Source organism: Endozoicomonas sp. PH6C, from assembly GCF_059322965.1.
Genome location: NZ_CP185342.1, coordinates 4,179,511 through 4,199,633, shown reverse-complemented (window position 1 = coordinate 4,199,633; position 20,123 = coordinate 4,179,511). Strand labels below are relative to the sequence as shown.

Sequence of the window (20,123 nt, the reverse complement as noted above, 5' to 3'; positions counted from 1 at the left end):
TCAAAATGGGTTATTAATCAAAAATCAAAGCCGTCGATCTGATCTGTTGTCGAATATCTGTTTCGAGTGATTCATGGCTTACGAGGTTTTGAAGCAGGGCTGGCTAAAAAAAATGAAACTTACTGCGATCTGCATTGGTAAAACAAAGCGTCATAACATACGTGGCCATGATGTCACAACGGCTTACCTTAAGTCTGAAGTGCGGGGTCCGGTAAAGATTCATGCCAGTGGTATTGAGGGCAATGAGGTGGCTGTTCATAATGACCACATCTATGCCGTTTCAACAACCACTTATGATTACTGGAAAGATCGTCTGGGTGGCAACGATGAAGACTGGCCAAAGGGTCGTTTTGCCGAAAATCTTATCATAGACGGACTGGACGAGGTCGCTCTGGCAGTGGGTGATGTCTTGCGCATTGGCGATGAAGTGGTGCTATCCGTGTCAGGACCTCGTATTCCATGCTTCAAAGTGTGCTGGCGGTTGGGGCAACCAGACAGCTTTATTCCGGAGTTTGCCATCTCAGGCCACAGTGGCATTTACCTGAATGTAGTCAAAACAGGCACTATCACTCCCGGCGATCACGTTAAGGTCGAAGCCAAATCAGAGCCTCGCACTCTGGTGCTGAACATCTCCAAAGCGCTCTTTGCCGACGCTGCCAGTTTGGATCAGATGCAGGCGATGTCCGAACTTGAAGGTCTGAGCCCGATGTCTGCTTTTTTCTTAACCTCAAAAATCGCTGCGGAGCGGGAGCGCTGTCAGCTATCAAAAGGTCGGTGGTCAGGTTCCCGGGCATTGAGGGTTAAAGAGATCCGTCAGGAGACACCAGACACAAAATCTGTCTGGCTTGAAGCTCCGGATGGAACAGCGCCATTGGCAGGAGCGCTGGCAGGTCAGTTTCTGGCCGTGAAGATTCCGCAGGCAGAAGAAGAAATTACCCGACTCTGGAGCCTTAGTGACTATCAGGATGGCCCTGACCACTACCGCATAACGATTAAACGCTCGCCCAGCGGACCCGGAAGTGCCTATATGCACGAGACTCTGGTGGTCGGAGACGGCTTGCGCGTGTCTTCTCCCCTGGGCCAGTTTACCCTTGCTCGTGGCAATCCAAAACCCGTCGTTTTGTTTGCGGGCGGGATTGGCTTGACCCCGCTTCTGGCCATGCTGAAAGCACACACCTCTGTCAAAAACTACCCACCTGTATTATTCTTTCACGCCGTTCAGGATGGCCTTCATCAGGCGCACCGGGACGAGCTTGATCAGCTTGGGACGCTTCCCAATGTGACCGTTATTCATATTTTTTCACGGCCCAACGAAAACGACATTTCGTCTGGCCGTTTCGATTATCAGGGCTATATTACGAAGGACATAATTGCCAGGAAGCTCGATGGGCTATACATCATGGATGGAGATAAACGGATCGATATGCCACCCTGTGAATTGCTGTATTTTCTCTGTGGTCCACAAGCTTTTCAAACTCATGTTCGAGAATCTCTGCTGGCACTGGAAGCCAACGCTCATCAGATCTACACCGAAAGCTTTGGAACAGAGCCGGGAGCACCGCCTCCAGCCATAGTGGAAACTGCTGAGGTCACTTTCTTACCCGATGGGGTTGTTGCAAAGTGGGATGCAGGTTCCAATCTTTCGATGCTGGAACTGGCTGAAGTTTACGGGCTGACACCGCCAAACGCCTGTCGTATGGGTGTATGCCATACTTGCACCTCCCGGCTGGTAGCGGGACGTACTTACTACGACCGCGAGATTGCCATTGCACCTCCTGAAGGTGACTTCCTGCTTTGCTGTTCAAGACCCGGTTCTGAAAAAGTCACAATCATGCTGCCCTCAAACACAGACAATGGTTTTGATCCTGTTGAAGACTGATGGCGACCCGTCTTGACGTCCAGCTATACCGGTTTGGATTCAGCGATAGAGCTCTTGATAGTTTTTAAGTATTCCTGATCGATAGTCAACCGAGTATACCCTGAACTTATCTGAAGAAGTGCTGTAGGCGGCCTCAGGACAATAGGAAAAGCCTGCCAGTGCGCCATCCTGGTCAAATATTGCAACAGTGTTATTGAAGTACCAGTGCCGCAAACTTGCAGGCAGGTGATTGTTCAGGGAGAGTACGTAGGATTGTCTGGTGACGTTAGGTTTTAACCAATGCTTTTGCCATTGCCAGTGAACATCATTCCAGTCTCCGGTCATTGCAAGACACTTCCAGAGAGGCGTCCACCAGATTGGGGTTGCCTGTTTGGAAACTTTGGCAATGCTTTTATTTTCCGGGTGCTCTTCTAAAATGATCGTTACTATCTGTTTCTCATCAATGTTTTTTTTTGGGCTTCTACCTGATTGCCAGTCATGTTGATTGAAACCTTCCCAATAACTGAGTTCCTGCGGGCTTCTGTAGATGGTGTAATTGCCAAATCCACCGTGTTTTGCGCAAGGAACTGTAGTGGTGACCTCTTTCTCTCCTGTCACAACGCCAAGACAAAAGCCGGTCGAAGACAAGCCATCGTAAATGATAACGAGACTATCTTCCGGGTTGGGGGAGGTCGCCATTGCCTGAAAAGAAAGGGCAAATAGAAATGAAAATGTCAGAAAAAACCTTGCATACAACGGATTAGATGGGACTGGCTGACGTTCTTTATTGTTTGGGTTCCATAACTTTTTCATAATATTGAAGATTATCCCGGATTAAATCAAAACCTCTCAATCTAGCAGACATCAAGAGATTAGCTAGTTCACGAGGGGCAGGAAAGCCAGCTCTTGAAAAGATCGATTCTGCCGCAATATAGGATTACAGAAGCAGCCCTATCGGCAAGTAATAAAACGCGGGAGAACTCACTATGCGAGCAGACAGACTGACCAGTAAGCTGCAGTCCGCATTGTCAGATGCTCAGTCACTGGCTGTGGGTAAGGATCACAATCAGATAGAACCTGTCCACCTGTTAATGGCGCTGCTTAATCAGCGGGGTGGTTCTATCAAGCCTCTTTTGAGTCAAGTGGGCTTTAATATGCAACAGCTGGCTGATGAGCTCGAGAAGCTGCTTGATCAGGTTTCAGTCATTAATAATCCAACCGGCGATATTCAACCGTCACAGGAAACCATTCGCTTGCTTAATCTGGCCGATAAACAGGCTCAGAAAAGGGGGGATCAGTTTATTTCCAGTGAAACTGTCCTTCTGGTGATGATGGACGGGAGTTCGTCAGTTTCCCGTGTCCTGAAAGGGCAGGGGGTGAGTCAGCAGGCTCTGGAAAATGCCATCAACAATCTCAGGGGAGGCGAATCCGTCAATGATCCCAATGCTGAAGATAATCGCAATGCTCTGGCCACCTACACCATTGATCTAACTGAGCGTGCTGAAGCAGGCAAGCTGGACCCTGTCATTGGCCGGGACGATGAGATAAGACGCATTGTTCAGGTGCTGCAACGCCGTACCAAAAATAATCCGGTGATTATTGGCGAGCCCGGTATTGGTAAAACTGCCATTGTGGAAGGGCTGGCTCAAAGAATTATCAATGGTGAAGTGCCTGACGGTATCAAGGGTAAAAGGCTTTTGTCGCTTGATATGGGGTCGTTGATTGCCGGGGCCAAATTCAGGGGTGAATTCGAGGAGCGCCTGAAGTCGGTACTCAATGAGCTGTCCAAACAGGAAGGGCAGATCATCCTGTTTATTGATGAGCTCCACACTATGGTAGGTGCCGGTAAGGCAGAAGGTGCCATGGACGCCGGTAATATGCTTAAACCCGCTCTGGCCCGGGGTGAACTCCATTGTGTTGGAGCAACGACACTGGATGAATACCGGCAATATATCGAAAAAGACGCAGCGCTGGAGCGTCGATTCCAGAAAGTACTGGTGGATGAGCCTACAGAAGAAGACACTATTGCTATCTTGCGTGGTCTGAAAGAGCGTTATGAGGCCCACCACGGTGTTGACATTACCGACCCGGCCATTGTCGCTGCCGTAAAACTCTCCCAGCGCTACATCACTGACAGGCAACTGCCCGATAAGGCCATCGATCTGATTGATGAGTCAGCCAGTCGTATACGGATGGAGATGGATTCCAAGCCAGAAGAAATGGATCGCCTGGAGCGTCGTCTGATTCAACTGAAAATCGAACGGGAAGCACTTAAAAAAGAAGACGACAACGCATCCAAAGAGAGGCTGGTACTCTTGGATACAGAAGTGGGCCGCCTTGAGAGAGAGTACTCAGACCTTGAAGACATTTGGAAGGCCGAGAAAGTCGTCCTTCAGGGGTCTCAGAAGTTACGGGAGGAGCGTGAGCAATTACTCATTGCCCTGGAAGCTGCACAGCGTTCTGGTGATCTCGCCAAAATGTCAGAAATTCAGTATGGCCAGCTTCCCGAGCTGGAAAAGAAGCTGGCTGAAGCGGATGCTGCCAAGTCAGGTGGAGAAACCAAGCTGCTTCGCAACCGGGTCACGGATGAAGAAATTGCTGAAGTGGTCTCTCGCTGGACTGGAATACCTGTTTCCAAAATGCTGGAAGGTGAGCGTGAAAAGCTCTTGAAGATGGAAGACGCACTTCATGGTCGTGTAATTGGTCAAGACGAAGCAGTAGTTGCTGTTTCTAACGCTGTACGCCGCTCAAGAGCAGGCCTGGCCGATCCCAACCGACCTAATGGCTCCTTCATGTTTCTTGGGCCAACCGGTGTGGGTAAGACAGAACTTTGCAAAGCGCTGGCAGCATTTCTGTTTGATACCGAAGACGCTATTGTTCGCATCGATATGTCCGAGTTTATGGAAAAACACTCTGTTGCCCGCCTGCTGGGAGCGCCTCCCGGCTACGTGGGGTATGAAGAAGGGGGTTATCTGACAGAGGCTGTTCGCCGTAAACCCTATTCGGTGGTGTTGATGGATGAAGTAGAAAAGGCTCACCCGGACGTTTTCAATATTCTCTTGCAGGTATTGGAGGATGGTCGTTTAACTGATGGCCAGGGAAGAACGGTAGACTTTAAAAATACTGTGATTGTCATGACTTCCAACCTCGGCTCTGATGTTATTCAGACCATGCAGGGTGAAGATTTTGAAGCATTGAAATCAACGCTTATAGATGTAGTGGGAGCTCACTTCAGGCCTGAATTTGTCAACCGTGTCGATGAGCTGGTGGTCTTTCATCCCCTGACAGAGAGGCAGATAGAAGGCATTGCGGCTATTCAGTTGAGCCGACTGAACAAACGTCTTGCGGAAAATAGTCTGTCCCTGGAAGTTTCTGATGAAGCAATGAAAAAACTGGCTGAAGTGGGCTTTGATCCTGTGTACGGAGCCCGTCCGTTGAAACGGGCCATACAGCGCAGTATCGAGAATCCTCTGGCAGAATCCATACTGTCAGGTCAGTACTCTCCCGGTGATGTCATCAAGGCAATACTTACAGAGGGTGAGATTACGTTTGAGTAATGCTCTTCAGTCGAGGCCGCTATCCAGCGGCTTCCTTTTTTTGTTATTCCTTCAGGGTTAACCCCTCTGCGTGTAGCAGTCTGGGGATAGTTAGCTCATTAACTTTCGTAGATGCGCCTATTGCCATAAAGTGAGACAAGTGTGCATAATTACAGGGGCTAAGCCACCTGTTTTGTCTGTTCATCACTGTGTCATGAAATAGCATCAGGATACAGATAAAACGTACTCTCTTATGAGGTATACATGTATCCCGTTGTTGTCTCAGACCTTGATGGTACCCTTCTTAATGACCAGCACCAGCTGGCACCTCGCACCAAAGAAGTTATTCGTCGTTTAAGCAATCAGGGAATCCGTTTTGTTTTTGCCACGGGCAGACATTACCTGGATGTTGAAGAGATAAGAGCACAGCTGGACATCGATATGTTCACCATTACTTCTAATGGCGCACGAGCACACAACCCCAAGGGAGAGACGATTGTCAGTCATGATCTTAATCCCAGGTTTATTCAGCCCTTAATTGCGCTTGGCCGTCAATACAGTGATACCGTTTTTTTGAGTGTGTACAGCGAAGATAAGTGGTATGTCGAGCAGCATCATGAAAGCTTGTTGGAGTTTCATAAAGACACAGGCTTCAGCTACACTGTGCAGGATCTGGATACGATTCCTGTCGACAAGATTATCAAAGTGTTCTTTGTAGCCAAAAAGCATGATGAGTTGCTTGATCTTGAGCGGGATATTCATGAGACCTTTGGTGACTCCGTGAATATGGCTTTCTCTCTGGATACCTGCCTTGAAATCATGGCGCCAGCGGTGAGCAAAGGTGCAGCTCTGGAAGAAGTCATGAAACTCAAAGGTCTGGAGCCCAAAGACGCAGTAGCTTTTGGTGACGGCATGAACGACGTTGAGATGTTACAGGTGGTAGGCAAAGGACTGGTTATGGGGAATGCGACAGAGCGTTTGAAAGCGAAACTGCCTGATCATCAGGTGATTGGCCAATGCAATGATGATGCTGTGGCTCAATACCTCGAAAATCATTACCTGAATTGAGTTGCGAACAAGCTCACCGGTGTCCCGGTGAGCATTAATCAATGCCTTTACGAAATTCTTTCGAAACAGCCAAAAAACACTGAAAATCAGTATCAAAAGTCATGTTTTGGCTAGCTCTGACTGGAATCTCAAGTTCCACTTGTGATATTGCGGTAAATGCTCAAATTGTGTTCATTTCTAATGCGAGCAAATTTCTCGAACGATTTAAATATCCCGGAGTCAGGTAAATTTGAGTTTCTTGTCTAGAATAATTTCTTCATTTCTATTTCAAGCTCAGGTATCTCATGACTTTTGTTTTTATTGTGCCTATCCTGCTTTTGTCGTGTAGTAGTCAGGCTTCAGTTCCTCTCGCTTCATCTTTCGTTTCCGGCGACAGTGTCGAAGCAATTCTTGCTTCTTTCTTACCTGATCCCATTCGTCTACCAAAATCTAACGTTGCTCCGCTGTTGCTGTTACAAAAGGGTAAAAAAGGCTCGATAATCAGTTTGCCTGTCTCTGAAAGGGATCGGCTGCAGCCGAATAAAGGTACGACGTTTACTGGCTATCCATTCGAATTAAACCGTTATGGCAACGAAAACAAGGAACAGTCTAAAACCGACGGTAAATCTTCGCCACCGCAGCAAGAGCAACAAAGCAAAAAGCAAAGCGATAAAGGGCTGGGCTCTTCTGGCTCCTCAGGCTCTGGTGCTGCATCAGCATCAGCTTCCGGTAACGATGAGAGTCGTGCCAGGCATCTTGAAAAACTGAAAGAAATCCTCAAAGCCGCTGAAAAGTCATTGAAAACAATGGATCAGAAAAAAAATATTGATGAGTTTCATGCAGAATTGAAAAGATTGTATGCGGAATCCCCCGATATTTTGAAGGAGAAGGGCTCCCTGGAGAGTGGTGAACACCGTTGGAAAGCGATTTTGAGGCTGCTTAAGCTTCATTTTCCCAACAAGATGGAAAAAGGTGAAATGTCACACGTTTTACTTGAATATCCTGGTCTAGCGAGCCTGCCAGAAGAAGTGATCAGATTTTTTGCCAGACAGAAGCTGACAGAACCTGCATTAGCTGAAAGTTTGCCCAAACAGTTGTTAGTTGACAGCATTGTGGATGCTGCCAGCCCGTCAATCCTGAGGTATATTCAAGCTCATCTGGGCTACCCCTATTGTCTTCAGCAGTTGATTGGGCTATTTATAACCCAGCTGTCTTTAGTGGCAACGGGTGAATCTAAAGAGTTTATTTTTCAGGATCATACAGGGGGGCAAGTTAGTGTTTTTTCTATCCGGAAAAATGCTAAAGGACGTTATCGTGTTTTTGTCGTTGATGGTTTAAGTGTTGTTAAGCGTTGCTACGAAGATCAGGTCTATTCATCTCTGCCACATTTTGTCATTTTCGCTTTGGCACTGGCTTTAAAATATCATGGCTTTACTGATTCCCGATTTTACTTCCTGTCTCAACGTCAGGCTGGTGACTTTGGCTCTGAATCATTCATGCTGCACGACCTGGAAACATTGTTGCAATCCCCTATGGTGACTGGTAACGGTTATTATGCGGATAAAGAACCTATTCCTAATGACAAAGTAGCCATGTTTTCGTTGCAAATAACATTTGACGAGAGTGCTGAGCAACTCGGTCGATTGCGAGTCAATGGGGAGATTAAGTATTTTACGGACACAGCAGATAAACCTGAACTTAATGCACATGACCTAAGCACCCTTATTATTATGTCGTTGCAAACCTGGGTTACAATGGGGCTGGAACCAGATTTGTTTAAATTTTATCAGTTGCGTCAGTTTCCTCAGAGGTTTGCACATCTGACCCAAGGGCAGCAGCGACTAAAGCGATTGCTTGAGAAATTCCCTGAAGAACGGCAAAAAGAGGTGGAACAGGTCGTTGATGAAACACGGGGCTTGTTGTCCGGCGATGATGGAGTCTGCAATAACAATGCTAATCTGGCTGCTACCCTGCTGTGGATGAAAATGAATATTGAGTTGCTGGAAATGAACAACCGTCCCGGGCAGGAAGAATAAACAAGATATCCGTAAGTTCACCATCATCGGTTATGATCAATTTCATAGCATGAAATTAACTCAACCTTCGTGATTTGTTCAAGTAGTTGCCATAAGCAGCTCTCACAAAAAATCCGGTACCGCTTCACCTGCCACTCAGGTGTCCAAAGTCGTCTTTTAGCTAACTCTGAGACTGGACATCTCAGATTCTGCTTGTGATAGTGGGATAAATACTCAAATTGTACTCATTTTTAACCTGAGTGAATTTTTCGAACGATTTAAATATCATGGAGTCAGCAAAATCTGAGTTTCTTTTCTAGAATGATCTTTTTATCTTTACTTGAAGCTCCAGTATTTTATGACTATCGTCTTTATTCTGCCTGTCCTGCTTTTGTCGTGTAGTAGTCAGGCTTCAGTTCCTCTCACTTCATCATTCGTTTCCGGCTACAGTATCGATGCAATTCTTTCTTCTTTCTTACCTCCCATTCGTCTACCAAAATCTAACGTTGCCCCGCTGTTGCTGTTACATAAGAGGAAAAAAGGTTCGATAATCAGTTTGCCTGTCTCAGAAAGGGGGTGGCTGCAGCCGAATAAAGGTACGACGTTTACTGGCTATCCATTCCAATTAAACCGTTATGGCAACGAAAACAAGGAACAGTCTAAAACCGATGGTAAATCTTCGCCACCGCAGCAAAAGCAACAAAGCAAAAAGCAAAGCGATAAAGGGCAGTGCTCTTCTGGCTCCTCAGGCTCCGGTGCTGCATCAGCATCAGCATCAGCTTCCGGTAACGATGAGAGTCGTGCCAGGCATCTTGAAAAACTGAAAGAAATCCTCAAAGCCGCTGAAAAGTCATTGAAAACAATGGATCAGAAAAAAAATATTGATGGCTTTATTGCAGAATTGAAAAGATTGTATTCGGCATTCCCTGATCTTCTCGAGGAAAAGGGCTCACTGGTGAACAGAGAATACAGCTGGAAAGCGATTCTGAGGTTGCTTAAGCATCATTTTTCCGACAAGCTGGAAGAAGGTGAAATGTCGCACGTTTTACTCGAATATCCCGGTATTGAGGGCCAGCCAGAAGAATTAATCAGATTACTTGCCAGAGAAGTGCTCCCGGAAACTGTATTACCTCAGGGGGTGCCCAAAGAGACGTTAGTTCACTTCATTGTGAATTCTGTCAATCCGATAACTCTATGGTATATGCAAACTCATCTGGGCCATCCTCAGTGTCTTCAACAGCTGCTTAGGTTATTTATAACCCAGCTACCGCTAATGGCAAAAGGTGAATCTAAAAAGTTTATTTTTCAGGACCATACGAGTCACATTAACGTTTTTTTTATCCGGAAAAATGCTAAAGGGCGTTATCGTGTTTTTGTCGTTGATAGTTTAAGTGTTTTTAAGCGCTACGACGAAGGTCAAATTTATTCGCCCCTGGCACATTTTGTCACTTCAGCTTTGGCACTGGCGTTAAAATATCATGGCTTTACTGATTCCCGGTTTTACTTCCTGCCTGAACGTCAAGGTCCTAACCTTGGCAGTGAGTCATTCATGTTGCACGACCTGAAAACGTTGTTGGAATTCCCAATGTTGGCTGGTAACGGTTATTATTCGGACAAAGAACCTCTTACTAATGACAATATGTTCAGGTTTTTTTTGAACATAACGTATGATCCGGAAGGTGAGCAACTCGGTCGATTGCGAATCAATGGGGAGATTAAGTCATTTACGGACACTGCAGATAAACCTGCACTTGCTACACATGACCTGAACACCCTTATTCTTATGTCGCTCCATACCTGGACTACAACGGGTCTGGAACCGGATTTGTTTAAATTTTATCAGTTGCTTCAGTTTCCCCAGAGGTTTGCACATCTGACCCAAGGGCAGGAGCGACTGAAGCGATTGCTTGAAAAATTCCCTGAAGAACGACAAAAAGAGGTTGACCAGGTAGTTGATGAAACACGGGGCTTGTTGTCCGGCAATGGGGGAGTCTGCAATAGCAACATTAACCTGGCTGCTACTCTGCTGTGGATGAAAATGAATATTGAGTTGCTGGAAATCAACCAGCCCGGGCAGGAAGAGTAAACGGAATATCCGGAATTTCGCCATCAATGACTATTCACATCATGAGATTAACTCAGCCCTGATAATTTGGTCGAGTGGTTGCCATAAGCCACTCTCTCAAAATTCCGGAAACGATTTATAAGCCTCTTTATAACCAGCCGCCCAGATCCTTCCAGCGGTTGACGATAGAGCAAAATAGCTCGGCAGTTTTCTCTGTGTCATAACGGGCAGAGTGGGCTTCACCCTTGTCGAAATGAATCTCTGCGGCCTCGCAGGCTCTGGCCAGCACGGTCTGCCCGTATGCCAGTCCGGACAGGGTGGCTGTATCAAAGCAGGAGAAGGGATGAAAAGGGTTGCGTTTGATATCACAGCGCTCTGCTGCGGCCATCAGAAAGCCAAGGTCAAATGATGCATTGTGACCCACCAGCACTGCCCGGTTACAACCCTGTTTTTTAACTTCCTTGCGCACTGTTTTGAAGATACCGTTCAGTGCCTGCTCTTCTTCTGTGGCAATGCGAAGCGGGTGGAAGGGATCAATACCGATAAACTCTATCGCCGCCTGTTCAATATTGGCGCCTTCAAATGGTTTGATATGGAAAGACTGAGGCTTACCGGGGTGCACATAGCCGCTTTCATCCATTTCAATGACCACAGCTGCAATTTCCAGCAGGGCATCGGTGGCGGAATTGAAACCTCCGGTTTCTACATCCACCACAACAGGCAAAAAACCACGAAAGCGGTTGGCCATCAAATGGCTATCATCGACCACGGAATCTCCTTAATTCATTCAGAGTCAATGGAAAGTCAGCCTTCTGAGGGCTGACTTTCCGGTCTTCAGTGTTAGTTCTGGGTTTGTAAACGCCAGTTCAGGGTTTCGCCTGCACGCAGAGGAATCACCTGATTGTCGCCCAGGGGGATAGACTCTGGCAATTGCCATTCTTCTTTAATCAGGGTGACAGAAGCCTGGTTTCTGGGTAGACCGTAAAAATCCGGACCAAAGTGGCTGGCAAATCCTTCCAGTTTATCCAGTGCATTCATGCTCTCAAAGGCTTCAGCATACAATTCCAGAGCTGCCGGTGCGGTATAGCAACCTGCACAGCCACAGGAGGTTTCTTTTGCATCTACCGTATGAGGTGCAGAGTCGGTGCCAAGGAAAAATTTCGGATTGCCACTGGTTGCGGCTTCCAGTAAGGCCTGCTGGTGGCTATTACGCTTCAGGATTGGCAGGCAGTAATAATGGGGGCGAATGCCTCCTGCCAGCATATCGTTGCGATTGTAAAGCAGGTGGTGTGCAGTAATCGTGGCGGCGACATTGCTGTGGCTGCTTTTGACAAATTCGACCGCATCAGCGGTGGTGATGTGTTCCATGACCACTTTCAGGTCAGGGTGCCGAAGAGTAATGTCTCGCAGGTAACGATCAATGAAAACTTTTTCACGATCGAAGATATCAATGTCTTTGTCAGTGACTTCAGCATGTACCAGCAGCAGCAGGCCAACCTCAGCCATGGTCTTCAGACTTTCCTCAATATTGTTGATATCAGTGACACCTGAGTCAGAGTTGGTGGTCGCTCCGGCTGGATAGAGCTTCAGAGCTTTGACATCGCCTCTGGCCTTGGCTTCACGAACCATTTCGGGGGTGGTGTTATCCGTCAGGTAAAGTGTCATCAGTGGTTCAAACTGACTACCAGCAGGCGCATGCTCAAGGATTCGGGCCTTGTAAGCGGCAGCATCATCGGCGTCCAGTACCGGTGGACGCAGATTAGGCATGACAATAGCCCGGGTAAAGTTTCTGGCTGCTGAACGCACTGTTTCAGCCAGGGCTGCGTCGTCTCTCAGGTGGATATGCCAGTCATCAGGACGTGTCAGGGAGAGCTTTTCTTTCGCTATGGGCATTTGCGTCATCTTCTGAAGAGTACCTGTTCCGGAAAAGAAAGGTTGACTGCTAAATAGCAACAGTTTAATCGCGTTTTTATCTTGAGTCCGCTAAATACAGCACGGGATGATCAAAAAAGCACGTGAATAAAATGGAGTAGATTGGAGAGTTCAGGAGACCCCCTTCACCGGGCTAGCATCGTATCTAAAATCATGCAGGCTTGGTAGTAATATTTGCCGTTCAGAGCATGCCCTTCGATCAATTTGCAGGACTTCAAAGGCGTTGATTTTCAGTTGTTTGCACATTTTCGGTCTTTATCAGTTCAGGTGAAGTGCTTTTGAGATTCCCCGGTCTGGAAAATAGGGAAGCATTCGAGAATAATGGTGTCCGCTCTGTGGCTATCGGAAGTCGGTTGGGTAATTTCCACATCGGGCTTTCAGAGTTAAGAGGTAGCCATAAAAAATGGGAATATTGAATTAATATGTAGGTTTTTTGAATAAATATTGATTTTCAATTTTGGATCATCAATACTCTTCAATCAATCAGGTTTACCGTATCGGGAATTGGGAGTGCACGGTGAAAGAGATCAAAAAAGTGGTACTGGCCTATTCGGGTGGACTGGATACCTCAGTCATTGCCAAATGGCTGGAAGATACTTATCAGTGCGAAGTTGTTACATTTACCGCAGATCTGGGTCAGGGTGAAGAAGTTGAGCCTGCCAGGGCCAAAGCAGAGGCACTGGGCATCAAAGAGATCTATATCGAAGATTTGCGTGAAGAGTTTGTTCGGGATTTTGTGTTTCCGATGTTCCGGGCCAATACCATCTATGAAGGCGAGTACCTGCTGGGTACTTCTATTGCCCGTCCTCTTATTTCCAAGCGATTGATTGAAATTGCCAATGAGACGGGAGCCGATGCTATCTCCCACGGTGCTACCGGCAAGGGTAATGACCAGGTGCGTTTTGAACTGGGCGCTTATGCTCTGAAGCCAGGTGTACAGGTAATAGCTCCGTGGCGTGAGTGGGATCTGAATTCCCGTGAAAAACTGCTGGCCTATTGTGAAGAGCACGGTATTCAGGTTGAGAAGAAGAAAGGTAAGTCTCCTTATTCTATGGATGCTAACTTGCTGCACATTTCATACGAAGGCGGAGTCCTGGAAGATCCATGGGCTGAAGCCGAAGAGGATATGTGGCGCTGGAGTGTATCTCCGGAAAATGCCCCGGATCAGCCACTGTATCTTGAGCTGACCTATAAGAAAGGTGATATCGTTGCCATCGATGGTCAGGAAATGACACCCGCAACCGTTTTGACTTACCTGAACAAGGTGGGTGGAGAGAATGGTGTGGGTCGTCTGGACATCGTTGAGAATCGTTATGTCGGTATGAAGTCCCGTGGTTGCTACGAGACTCCGGGTGGAACCATTATGCTGAAAGCGCACAGGGCGATTGAGTCCATTACTCTTGATCGTGAAGTGGCACACCTGAAAGACGAACTGATGCCCAGGTATGCGAAACTGATTTACAACGGTTACTGGTGGTCTCCCGAGCGTGAGATGCTTCAGAGGATGATTGATGAAAGTCAGGATTACGTGAATGGTGTCGTACGTCTGAAGCTCTATAAAGGTAATGTAACGGTTGTTGGTCGTCAGTCTGATGACTCCCTGTTTGATGAGAATATTGCCACCTTTGAAGATGATGCCGGTGCTTATGATCAGGCAGATGCTGAAGGCTTTATCAAGCTGAATGCATTGAGGCTGAGAATTGCTGCCAATAAGGGGCGTAATCCTGGTTAATTGAGTGAGTAAAATGTTGCTTTTTGAACTCAGTTCATCATCCGCCCCCTACTTCGGGTGTCCTAAAGCTTTGGTTCCCATGCTTCAGAGGCTATCGCAAAAGTGCAAGCAAAGCTGAGACAAAGCAATAAGTGGCGAAAAAGCGCAGTTTACAGCGAGTAAATGAGCATTTTTAGCCACTTTTTAACGCAGTATCAGCGAAACACAGCACTTTTGCCGTAGCACTTTTACGACAGCCTCGAAGGGGCGGAGATCAGGCCGTTACTTGTGCACTTTACCTTCTGGATTGCTGAATTCATCGTTCTTGAACACATCAACATTTTTGCGCTTTCGATGTATTCTTTTATGACAACAAAGTGCTTGAGCATTGTCACAGATCTTTCCGCATGGCCGCAGTTGGCCATCTTTCCCAACCACCTTTTCGTAACAGGTTTGTTGCCCGGTGTGCTCTCTTCTTTTATGATCCGACAGGGCTTTAGGATTCTTGCAGACCGTCCCGCATGGCTGAGGCTGGCCATCCTTCCTGATCATTTTTACGTCACAGGTTTTTTGCCCGGTGTGTTTTATTTTTTTGTGATCCATGAGGGCTATAGCATTCCTGCAGACCGTTGCACATGGCTGCAGCTGACCATCCTCCCCGGGCACTGCTACGTTACAGGTTTTTTGTCCGGTGTGATATCCGGCTTTGTGGTCTGACAGGGCTTTACCGTTCTTATAGATCCTTCCGCATGGTCGCGTCTGGCCATCCTCTCCGACCAGGATTTCGGCACAGGTTTTTTGCCCGGTATGGTGTCTTCTTTTGTGTTCTGACAAGACTTTAACACTTTTACAGAGCATCCCGCATGGCTGCGGCTGGCCATCTTCCCCGACCGTGGTTACGTCACAGATTTTTTGCATGCCGTGGTTTCTTTTTTTGTGATCCCGCAGGGTGCGAGCATGTAAGCAGACCTTACCGCATGGTAGCGGCTGACCATCTTTTCCAGCCACGATCGCGTCACAGATTTTTTGCTGATAGTCGTATCTGTTTCTGTGACCCGATGAGTCTTGAGGGTTTTTGCAGACCGTCCCACAGGAATCAGGCTGGCCGTTCTCTCCGACCAGGGTTTCGCCACAGGTTTGTTGCCCGGTATGGTGACTTCTTTTGTGATCTGACAAGACTTGAACACTTTTACAGAGCGTCCCGCACGGCTGCGGCTGGCCATCTTCCCCGACCAGGGTTACGTCACAGGTTTTTTCCACGCTGTGGTATGTTCTTTTGTGTTGCCGCAGGGAGCGAGCATGTAAGAAGACTCTTCCGCATGGCTGCAGCTGACCATCCTCTACGGCCACGATCGTGTCACAGATTTGTTGCCCAGAGTGGCATCTGTTTTTGTGTTCCGACAGGTCTTGAGCGTTCTTGCAGACCGTCCCGCATGGACCAGACTGGCCATCCTCCCTGACCAGGGTCACGTCACAGGTTTTTTGCCCGGTGTGAACTTTGCTTTTGTGAGTCGACAGAGTTGGAGAGTTTTTGAAGATCTTTGCGCATGGCCGCAGATAACAATCCTCTGAGGCCACGATCTTGTTACAGATGAATTGCCTGTGGTGGTGCTTGCTTTTGTGACCCGACAGAGCCTTTTGGCAATGGGCAGTGGCTTCGAGAGCAAGGCAATCATTCTCTGGTATTGCCAGATCATCACTGACTGGTCCGGTAGATGCATTTGTATAGGCGGCCCCTGCGCTCATTGAGTCTAAAGCGAACCCATCCAGGGCGACCTCGTCCAGGGCGACCCCGTCTATAGGGTTGCAGCTATTAGCCGGGTTGACATCAATGTCATGCGCCTCTGCCTTAAATACTTTATAAGAATCAAATACTGGAGTGTAAGGGCAATTACTCAATAACCTGAAAATTGAGTTGTTTTGAGAATATGTAGTGTTTGGAGGATCAAAATAGTCCATGCAAATAAAACAGTATCCATTGACCAAATGAGAGCAAAAGCTATTTCCGGCTATCGAAACTTCTTCGATATCCAGCGTCCGTTCTGCGCGCCCCCCGGGATCGGATAATGGTCGGAATTGACAAACGCCATGACAGGGATGGATGAAACAATTTAAACCCAAAGTATGTGAGTCTTGATGAGGGCCTTGGTTACCGCCCCGATGGTCAGTATTCTGAGGAGCAATAAAAGAGCCTGCAGTGCGGGTGTTGGCTTGCGGAGCTTGCTGGTCGGACGATTCTGACGGCTGGTATTGATGTTGGTCGTGTCCGGAGCCAAACATTACAGTAATGGCCTGATGCGGGTGATAATGACTCGGAGCTTGTTGTTCTCTGGCGTTAAACAGAGGTGAATCAGGGTTCCAATAGCTTTGCAAAAGCCAACCGACTAATGCAAGCACTTCTGGAGATAGTCGTGAAAAAGGGGATCTCAAGGGAGCCTTTTTGATGGTCAGGATCAGTTTGTAATCAACCAACATATGAGTGGCGAAAAGCAATGGCCAGGAAATCGACTCAATAAGGGGCGTTTTTACCCCATCAGCATCGGGTCTCTGTGGTTTGTCATCGGGCGGTGAACCTGCTTCTGCATAGCCGCTTGAGTCGGTGATGTCTGATGATCGGCTACCCGGCTGTTTGTGCCGGTCAAGCTTTATAGAGAGGCTCTGTTTTTGAAAGCCTGTATGCTGTTCAAACTCCACCACCAAACGTTTTGTCAGCGGTTTGGCCTGACAGATGGCGGACAATGACAGGAACAGCAGAAACGCTACTACAAAGAGTGGGTGTTTAATAATTCTATCCTTGCTATCTGGTTTACAGGAAGAAAGGATAGATCACCCAATGAAGCAGGCAAAGCTAAGCCACTTAATGCCGTATTGATAAAGTGGAGTACTTTTGCGATAGCCTCTGCAGCGAAGAAATGTGTTGAACTGCCTTTTGTTATTCATCAGATTAATGTTTTTGACCCAATAGGATTAATGCAGAATATTTAGCTTCTTATTGAGTTAGATTTTTTTGTTAATGGGCTGAAATATTGAGTAACAAAAGAAAACCGAGGCTCTTTAATAAGATGACCTGAATCAATGAATTGTTTTTTTATGGTCTTATGGGTTAAGACAATTGTTTTAATTCAATATCCTTTCTGCTGTAAATTGATCCTCTTATCGCTCTTGTTCGTTTCCTTTCTTTAAAGATGTAAGTGCGAACAGTCATGGGCGAACTGAGATGAATAATTTTTGTTGATAAAACTTATTTTAAATCCCCCTCGCAGAGAATGATGCAAAATAATTACAAGGAAAAAATGATGCAATACACACGTTTAGCCAGGGCTATTTCATTGACTCTACCCGTGATATTGCTGGCAGGCTGTGATGACGTTCTGAACGACGATGTTGAAGAAGTGACACTGCAACCCCAGACGTTAAAGTTTGATCCGGCCAATGGTGTTATTCCTTACCCCAATGATATTGTCGGATTTGATGAAGATGGCACGCTGAAAGTACCCGGGGAGACGGACTGGGTTCATAATCCGAAAGATAGCCCCAATACATATTGGAACTACTACGGCACTCAGCAGGGCTGGGGAACATCCGTACCTATAGTTCTGGAATTTGACAAGGCTCCTGAAGAGTCAGGCGGCTCGCCCAGTATCGATCCGGCTACGTTCGAGGGAAGCATTAAAATGTTCAGGGAAAAGAATGGTACCCTTAAAGAGTTGATTTGGAACAAAGATTTCCGGGCAATTCTGGCAAAAGCTGGCAGTATCAATATCGAGCCTCTAAAGCCCTTTGATGAAGCCAGCCGCTATTTTATCGCTCTGACAACGGGCGTTCAGGACGTTCATGGTAAACCCTTGCAGGCTTCATCTGCTTATAAGCAGCTATTAAGCAGTAATGATGAAATGGGGCTGCATTTGCAAGAAGTCATAGATCAGTTGGAAGGCGCTGGTATCTCTGATAGCAGCATTATTTATGCAGCTGATTTTACTACGGGCAGTAATGTCAGTGTGATTCGACAGGTTGTTGAAAGTTACCTTAGTGAGTACTCTGCAGAAACCAAAATCACAAATTTAGTACCAGAGGCTGTTCCAACAAGTACTGAGAAAAATACGCTGGTTACTGAGTTTTCTGATCTGCTGGAGAAGGAAGGCGTATCAATTCCAGAGCCAGAGTCGACAGAAGCGCCTGAATATCGGGTCTTCTCAGCGACCATCAACTTGCCAGCTTATCTGGACACACCTGAGATGGGGGTGAACTGTGATTACAATGAATATGTTGACAGTATGCAGGAAGGTGGCAGCCATGACAGTCATCCTGAAAACTTCAATGAATACAGGGTAGCACCACAGGAATTCTGCTCAGGTGCATTCAGCTATTTTCAGACAAACGACGGTACGCCTATAAATGTCAGCAATGCTGCTGATATCCGGGTGTTTAAAGAGTCTGATCAAAATTCCATAAATGCCAGAATCTATTTACCTGTTGGTGAAGTTCCCGAGGCTGGATTTAAAGTAGTTATGCATAGCCATGGCTTCGGTAGCTCAAAAGATGAGGCTGAGCTGTTTGCTGAACAACTCTTAGGGTCCGGTTACGCTGTGATTGCCATCGACCATCCCCTGCACGGTGACAGAGTGGTGGATATTGATGGTGACGGTGTCGCTGATCTGGATGCTTCGGTGCGTCGGACTGACTATGCCAGCCCTGAAAATCTGTTAACTACCCGTGGTTTTATGTGGCAGTCTGCCCTGGATTATTTGGGTATTCGAATGGCGATAGCCAATGGTGTGGAGGACGATCAGGGAAATATACTTCTTGATACCAATAATGTGCACATGCTAGGGGGGTCACTGGGGGGGATTCACAGCACGATTATTTCTGGAATGATCAAAGATGCTCAGGAGAATATTCCCGGTTACAAAGAGCAGCTGGATCTCAAGACAACAACTTTGAATGTACCCGGTGCAGGTGTAGCCACTGTATTGATGCAGTCTCCCGTTCTACTGCCAGAATTGAAAGAAGACATTCTGCACTCTGCTGCTTTCCGTTTATTTATGGCTGAAAAACTGGGTTTATATGATCCTGTAACACAGCTTTCGAAAGATGAGAAAGTGACTGCTCTGAATAAAACCGATGAGTATCGCAATGGCTTGGAAGATGTTGATCTGACCCAGCCTGAGCAGATTACCGATGAACAGATCCGTCAACTGGCTAATGAAGTGCTGGCTGCCAGTACAGTCATGGGCAACTCGGCACCGGCTGACTTTGCTGAATTTGAAGAGCAAGTCTGGGTAGCCTACGAAACCCCGGCCGAGATTGCTTATCAGGCGATTACTGACCCTTCCGATCCAATCAGTTACGCCAGGGTGCTGGCTCAATATCCCGATGAGCCCATTCTGCTGACAGAGGCTGTCGGTGATGGTTCAAATGATCTGAATATACTGGGTCTTGGTATTGCTCTGGCGACAGAGGGTAATGAATACAATCCGGGTGACTTTGTGATTGTAAACCAGAGTGATGAAATGCCTCTGGGTGGTACAGACCCTTTGATTAGAGCCCTGGGTCTGGATCTGCTGGTCGGCGGTGAAAATGGTGAAGAGGATGTAACTACTATCCGTGGCGCTGCCCGTTATGGTTATGGCACTCATGTGTCCAGCTTTGTGCCAATGCCTGTGGCTATGATCGATCCGGATCTGCTACCAAATGACATGCAGGTTCATAGCAGCATTGTTGGGGCTTCTATTTCATTTATGGACTCAAACGGGTCTTTTGTGAAGGTTAAAAATCGTGGCTTTACCAATGGTGATGATCTGTTGTTGCTTGAGGAGGATTTTGCAGATCAGCCTGAATATAAGAGGAGATAATCCTCGTTTCAAGGTCGGTGTTTAAAGCTCTGGTTCCCATGCTGCTGCGTGGGAGCCCATACCTTAGCTCAAGTAGTAGAGTCCATTTTTCACGGCGTATCGATTCC

The 20,123-nt window shown here is 47.0% G+C and carries 11 protein-coding genes; 7 read left to right on the top strand and 4 right to left on the bottom strand.

Annotated elements, in window-relative coordinates; translation table 11 throughout:
• Positions 1-112 precede the first annotated feature (112 nt).
• Positions 113-1,879 carry an MOSC domain-containing protein gene (locus ACOMG9_RS16345; protein ID WP_494529103.1) on the top strand — a complete coding sequence of 589 codons (1,767 nt, stop codon included), beginning with the start codon at positions 113-115 and terminating at the stop codon, positions 1,877-1,879.
• Between the two features lie 39 nt (positions 1,880-1,918).
• Here ACOMG9_RS16345 and ACOMG9_RS16340 read toward each other — a convergent pair whose 3' ends face one another.
• A complete protein-coding gene (locus ACOMG9_RS16340) occupies positions 1,919-2,671 on the bottom strand; it encodes a hypothetical protein (RefSeq protein WP_448217667.1) in 753 nt (250 codons plus the stop codon).
• Positions 2,672-2,844: 173 nt separating this feature from the next.
• On the opposite strand from ACOMG9_RS16340, the gene clpB reads away from it, so the two are divergent.
• From clpB to ACOMG9_RS16320, 4 genes are all read left to right on the top strand, one after another.
• Complete coding sequence (gene clpB / locus ACOMG9_RS16335; RefSeq protein WP_448217666.1) at positions 2,845-5,415, top strand: ATP-dependent chaperone ClpB; 2,571 nt, start codon at positions 2,845-2,847, stop codon at positions 5,413-5,415.
• A 243-nt stretch (positions 5,416-5,658) separates the two neighbouring features.
• Positions 5,659-6,462, top strand: coding sequence for a Cof-type HAD-IIB family hydrolase (locus tag ACOMG9_RS16330; RefSeq protein ID WP_422138467.1), 804 nt, complete (start codon positions 5,659-5,661; stop codon positions 6,460-6,462).
• Between the two features lie 284 nt (positions 6,463-6,746).
• A complete protein-coding gene (locus ACOMG9_RS16325) occupies positions 6,747-8,477 on the top strand; it encodes a hypothetical protein (RefSeq protein WP_448217665.1) in 1,731 nt (576 codons plus the stop codon).
• Positions 8,478-9,012: 535 nt separating this feature from the next.
• The gene (locus ACOMG9_RS16320; protein WP_494529102.1) at positions 9,013-10,542 is read left to right on the top strand and encodes a hypothetical protein; all 1,530 of its coding nucleotides are present in this window, start codon (positions 9,013-9,015) and stop codon (positions 10,540-10,542) included.
• 127 nt (positions 10,543-10,669) lie between these two features.
• Here the strand turns inward: ACOMG9_RS16320 and rnt are convergent, their stop codons facing one another.
• Together rnt and pyrC are read right to left on the bottom strand one after the other, a co-directional pair.
• A complete protein-coding gene (gene rnt / locus ACOMG9_RS16315) occupies positions 10,670-11,269 on the bottom strand; it encodes a ribonuclease T (RefSeq protein WP_317146564.1) in 600 nt (199 codons plus the stop codon).
• A 92-nt stretch (positions 11,270-11,361) separates the two neighbouring features.
• The gene (gene pyrC, locus ACOMG9_RS16310) at positions 11,362-12,414 is read right to left on the bottom strand and encodes a dihydroorotase (RefSeq protein WP_448217663.1); all 1,053 of its coding nucleotides are present in this window, start codon (positions 12,412-12,414) and stop codon (positions 11,362-11,364) included.
• Positions 12,415-12,970: 556 nt separating this feature from the next.
• Here pyrC and ACOMG9_RS16305 point away from each other — a divergent pair.
• A complete protein-coding gene (locus tag ACOMG9_RS16305) occupies positions 12,971-14,185 on the top strand; it encodes an argininosuccinate synthase (protein ID WP_448217662.1) in 1,215 nt (404 codons plus the stop codon).
• Between the two features lie 261 nt (positions 14,186-14,446).
• Here the strand turns inward: ACOMG9_RS16305 and ACOMG9_RS16300 are convergent, their stop codons facing one another.
• A complete protein-coding gene (locus ACOMG9_RS16300) occupies positions 14,447-16,903 on the bottom strand; it encodes a hypothetical protein (RefSeq protein ID WP_448217661.1) in 2,457 nt (818 codons plus the stop codon).
• A 554-nt stretch (positions 16,904-17,457) separates the two neighbouring features.
• On the opposite strand from ACOMG9_RS16300, the gene ACOMG9_RS16295 reads away from it, so the two are divergent.
• Entirely contained in the window at positions 17,458-20,016 is a 2,559-nt protein-coding gene (locus ACOMG9_RS16295) for a hypothetical protein (RefSeq protein ID WP_494529101.1), read from the top strand.
• Positions 20,017-20,123: the final 107 nt, after the last annotated feature.

Coding starts and splice junctions, on each gene's coding strand:
- ACOMG9_RS16345 (WP_494529103.1), top strand. CDS start 113: ATGAAACTTACTGCGATCTGCATTGGTAAAACAAAGCGTCATAACATA.
- ACOMG9_RS16340 (WP_448217667.1), bottom strand. CDS start 2,671: ATGAAAAAGTTATGGAACCCAAACAATAAAGAACGTCAGCCAGTCCCA.
- clpB (WP_448217666.1), top strand. CDS start 2,845: ATGCGAGCAGACAGACTGACCAGTAAGCTGCAGTCCGCATTGTCAGAT.
- ACOMG9_RS16330 (WP_422138467.1), top strand. CDS start 5,659: ATGTATCCCGTTGTTGTCTCAGACCTTGATGGTACCCTTCTTAATGAC.
- ACOMG9_RS16325 (WP_448217665.1), top strand. CDS start 6,747: ATGACTTTTGTTTTTATTGTGCCTATCCTGCTTTTGTCGTGTAGTAGT.
- rnt (WP_317146564.1), bottom strand. CDS start 11,269: ATGGCCAACCGCTTTCGTGGTTTTTTGCCTGTTGTGGTGGATGTAGAA.
- pyrC (WP_448217663.1), bottom strand. CDS start 12,414: ATGCCCATAGCGAAAGAAAAGCTCTCCCTGACACGTCCTGATGACTGG.
- ACOMG9_RS16295 (WP_494529101.1), top strand. CDS start 17,458: ATGATGCAATACACACGTTTAGCCAGGGCTATTTCATTGACTCTACCC.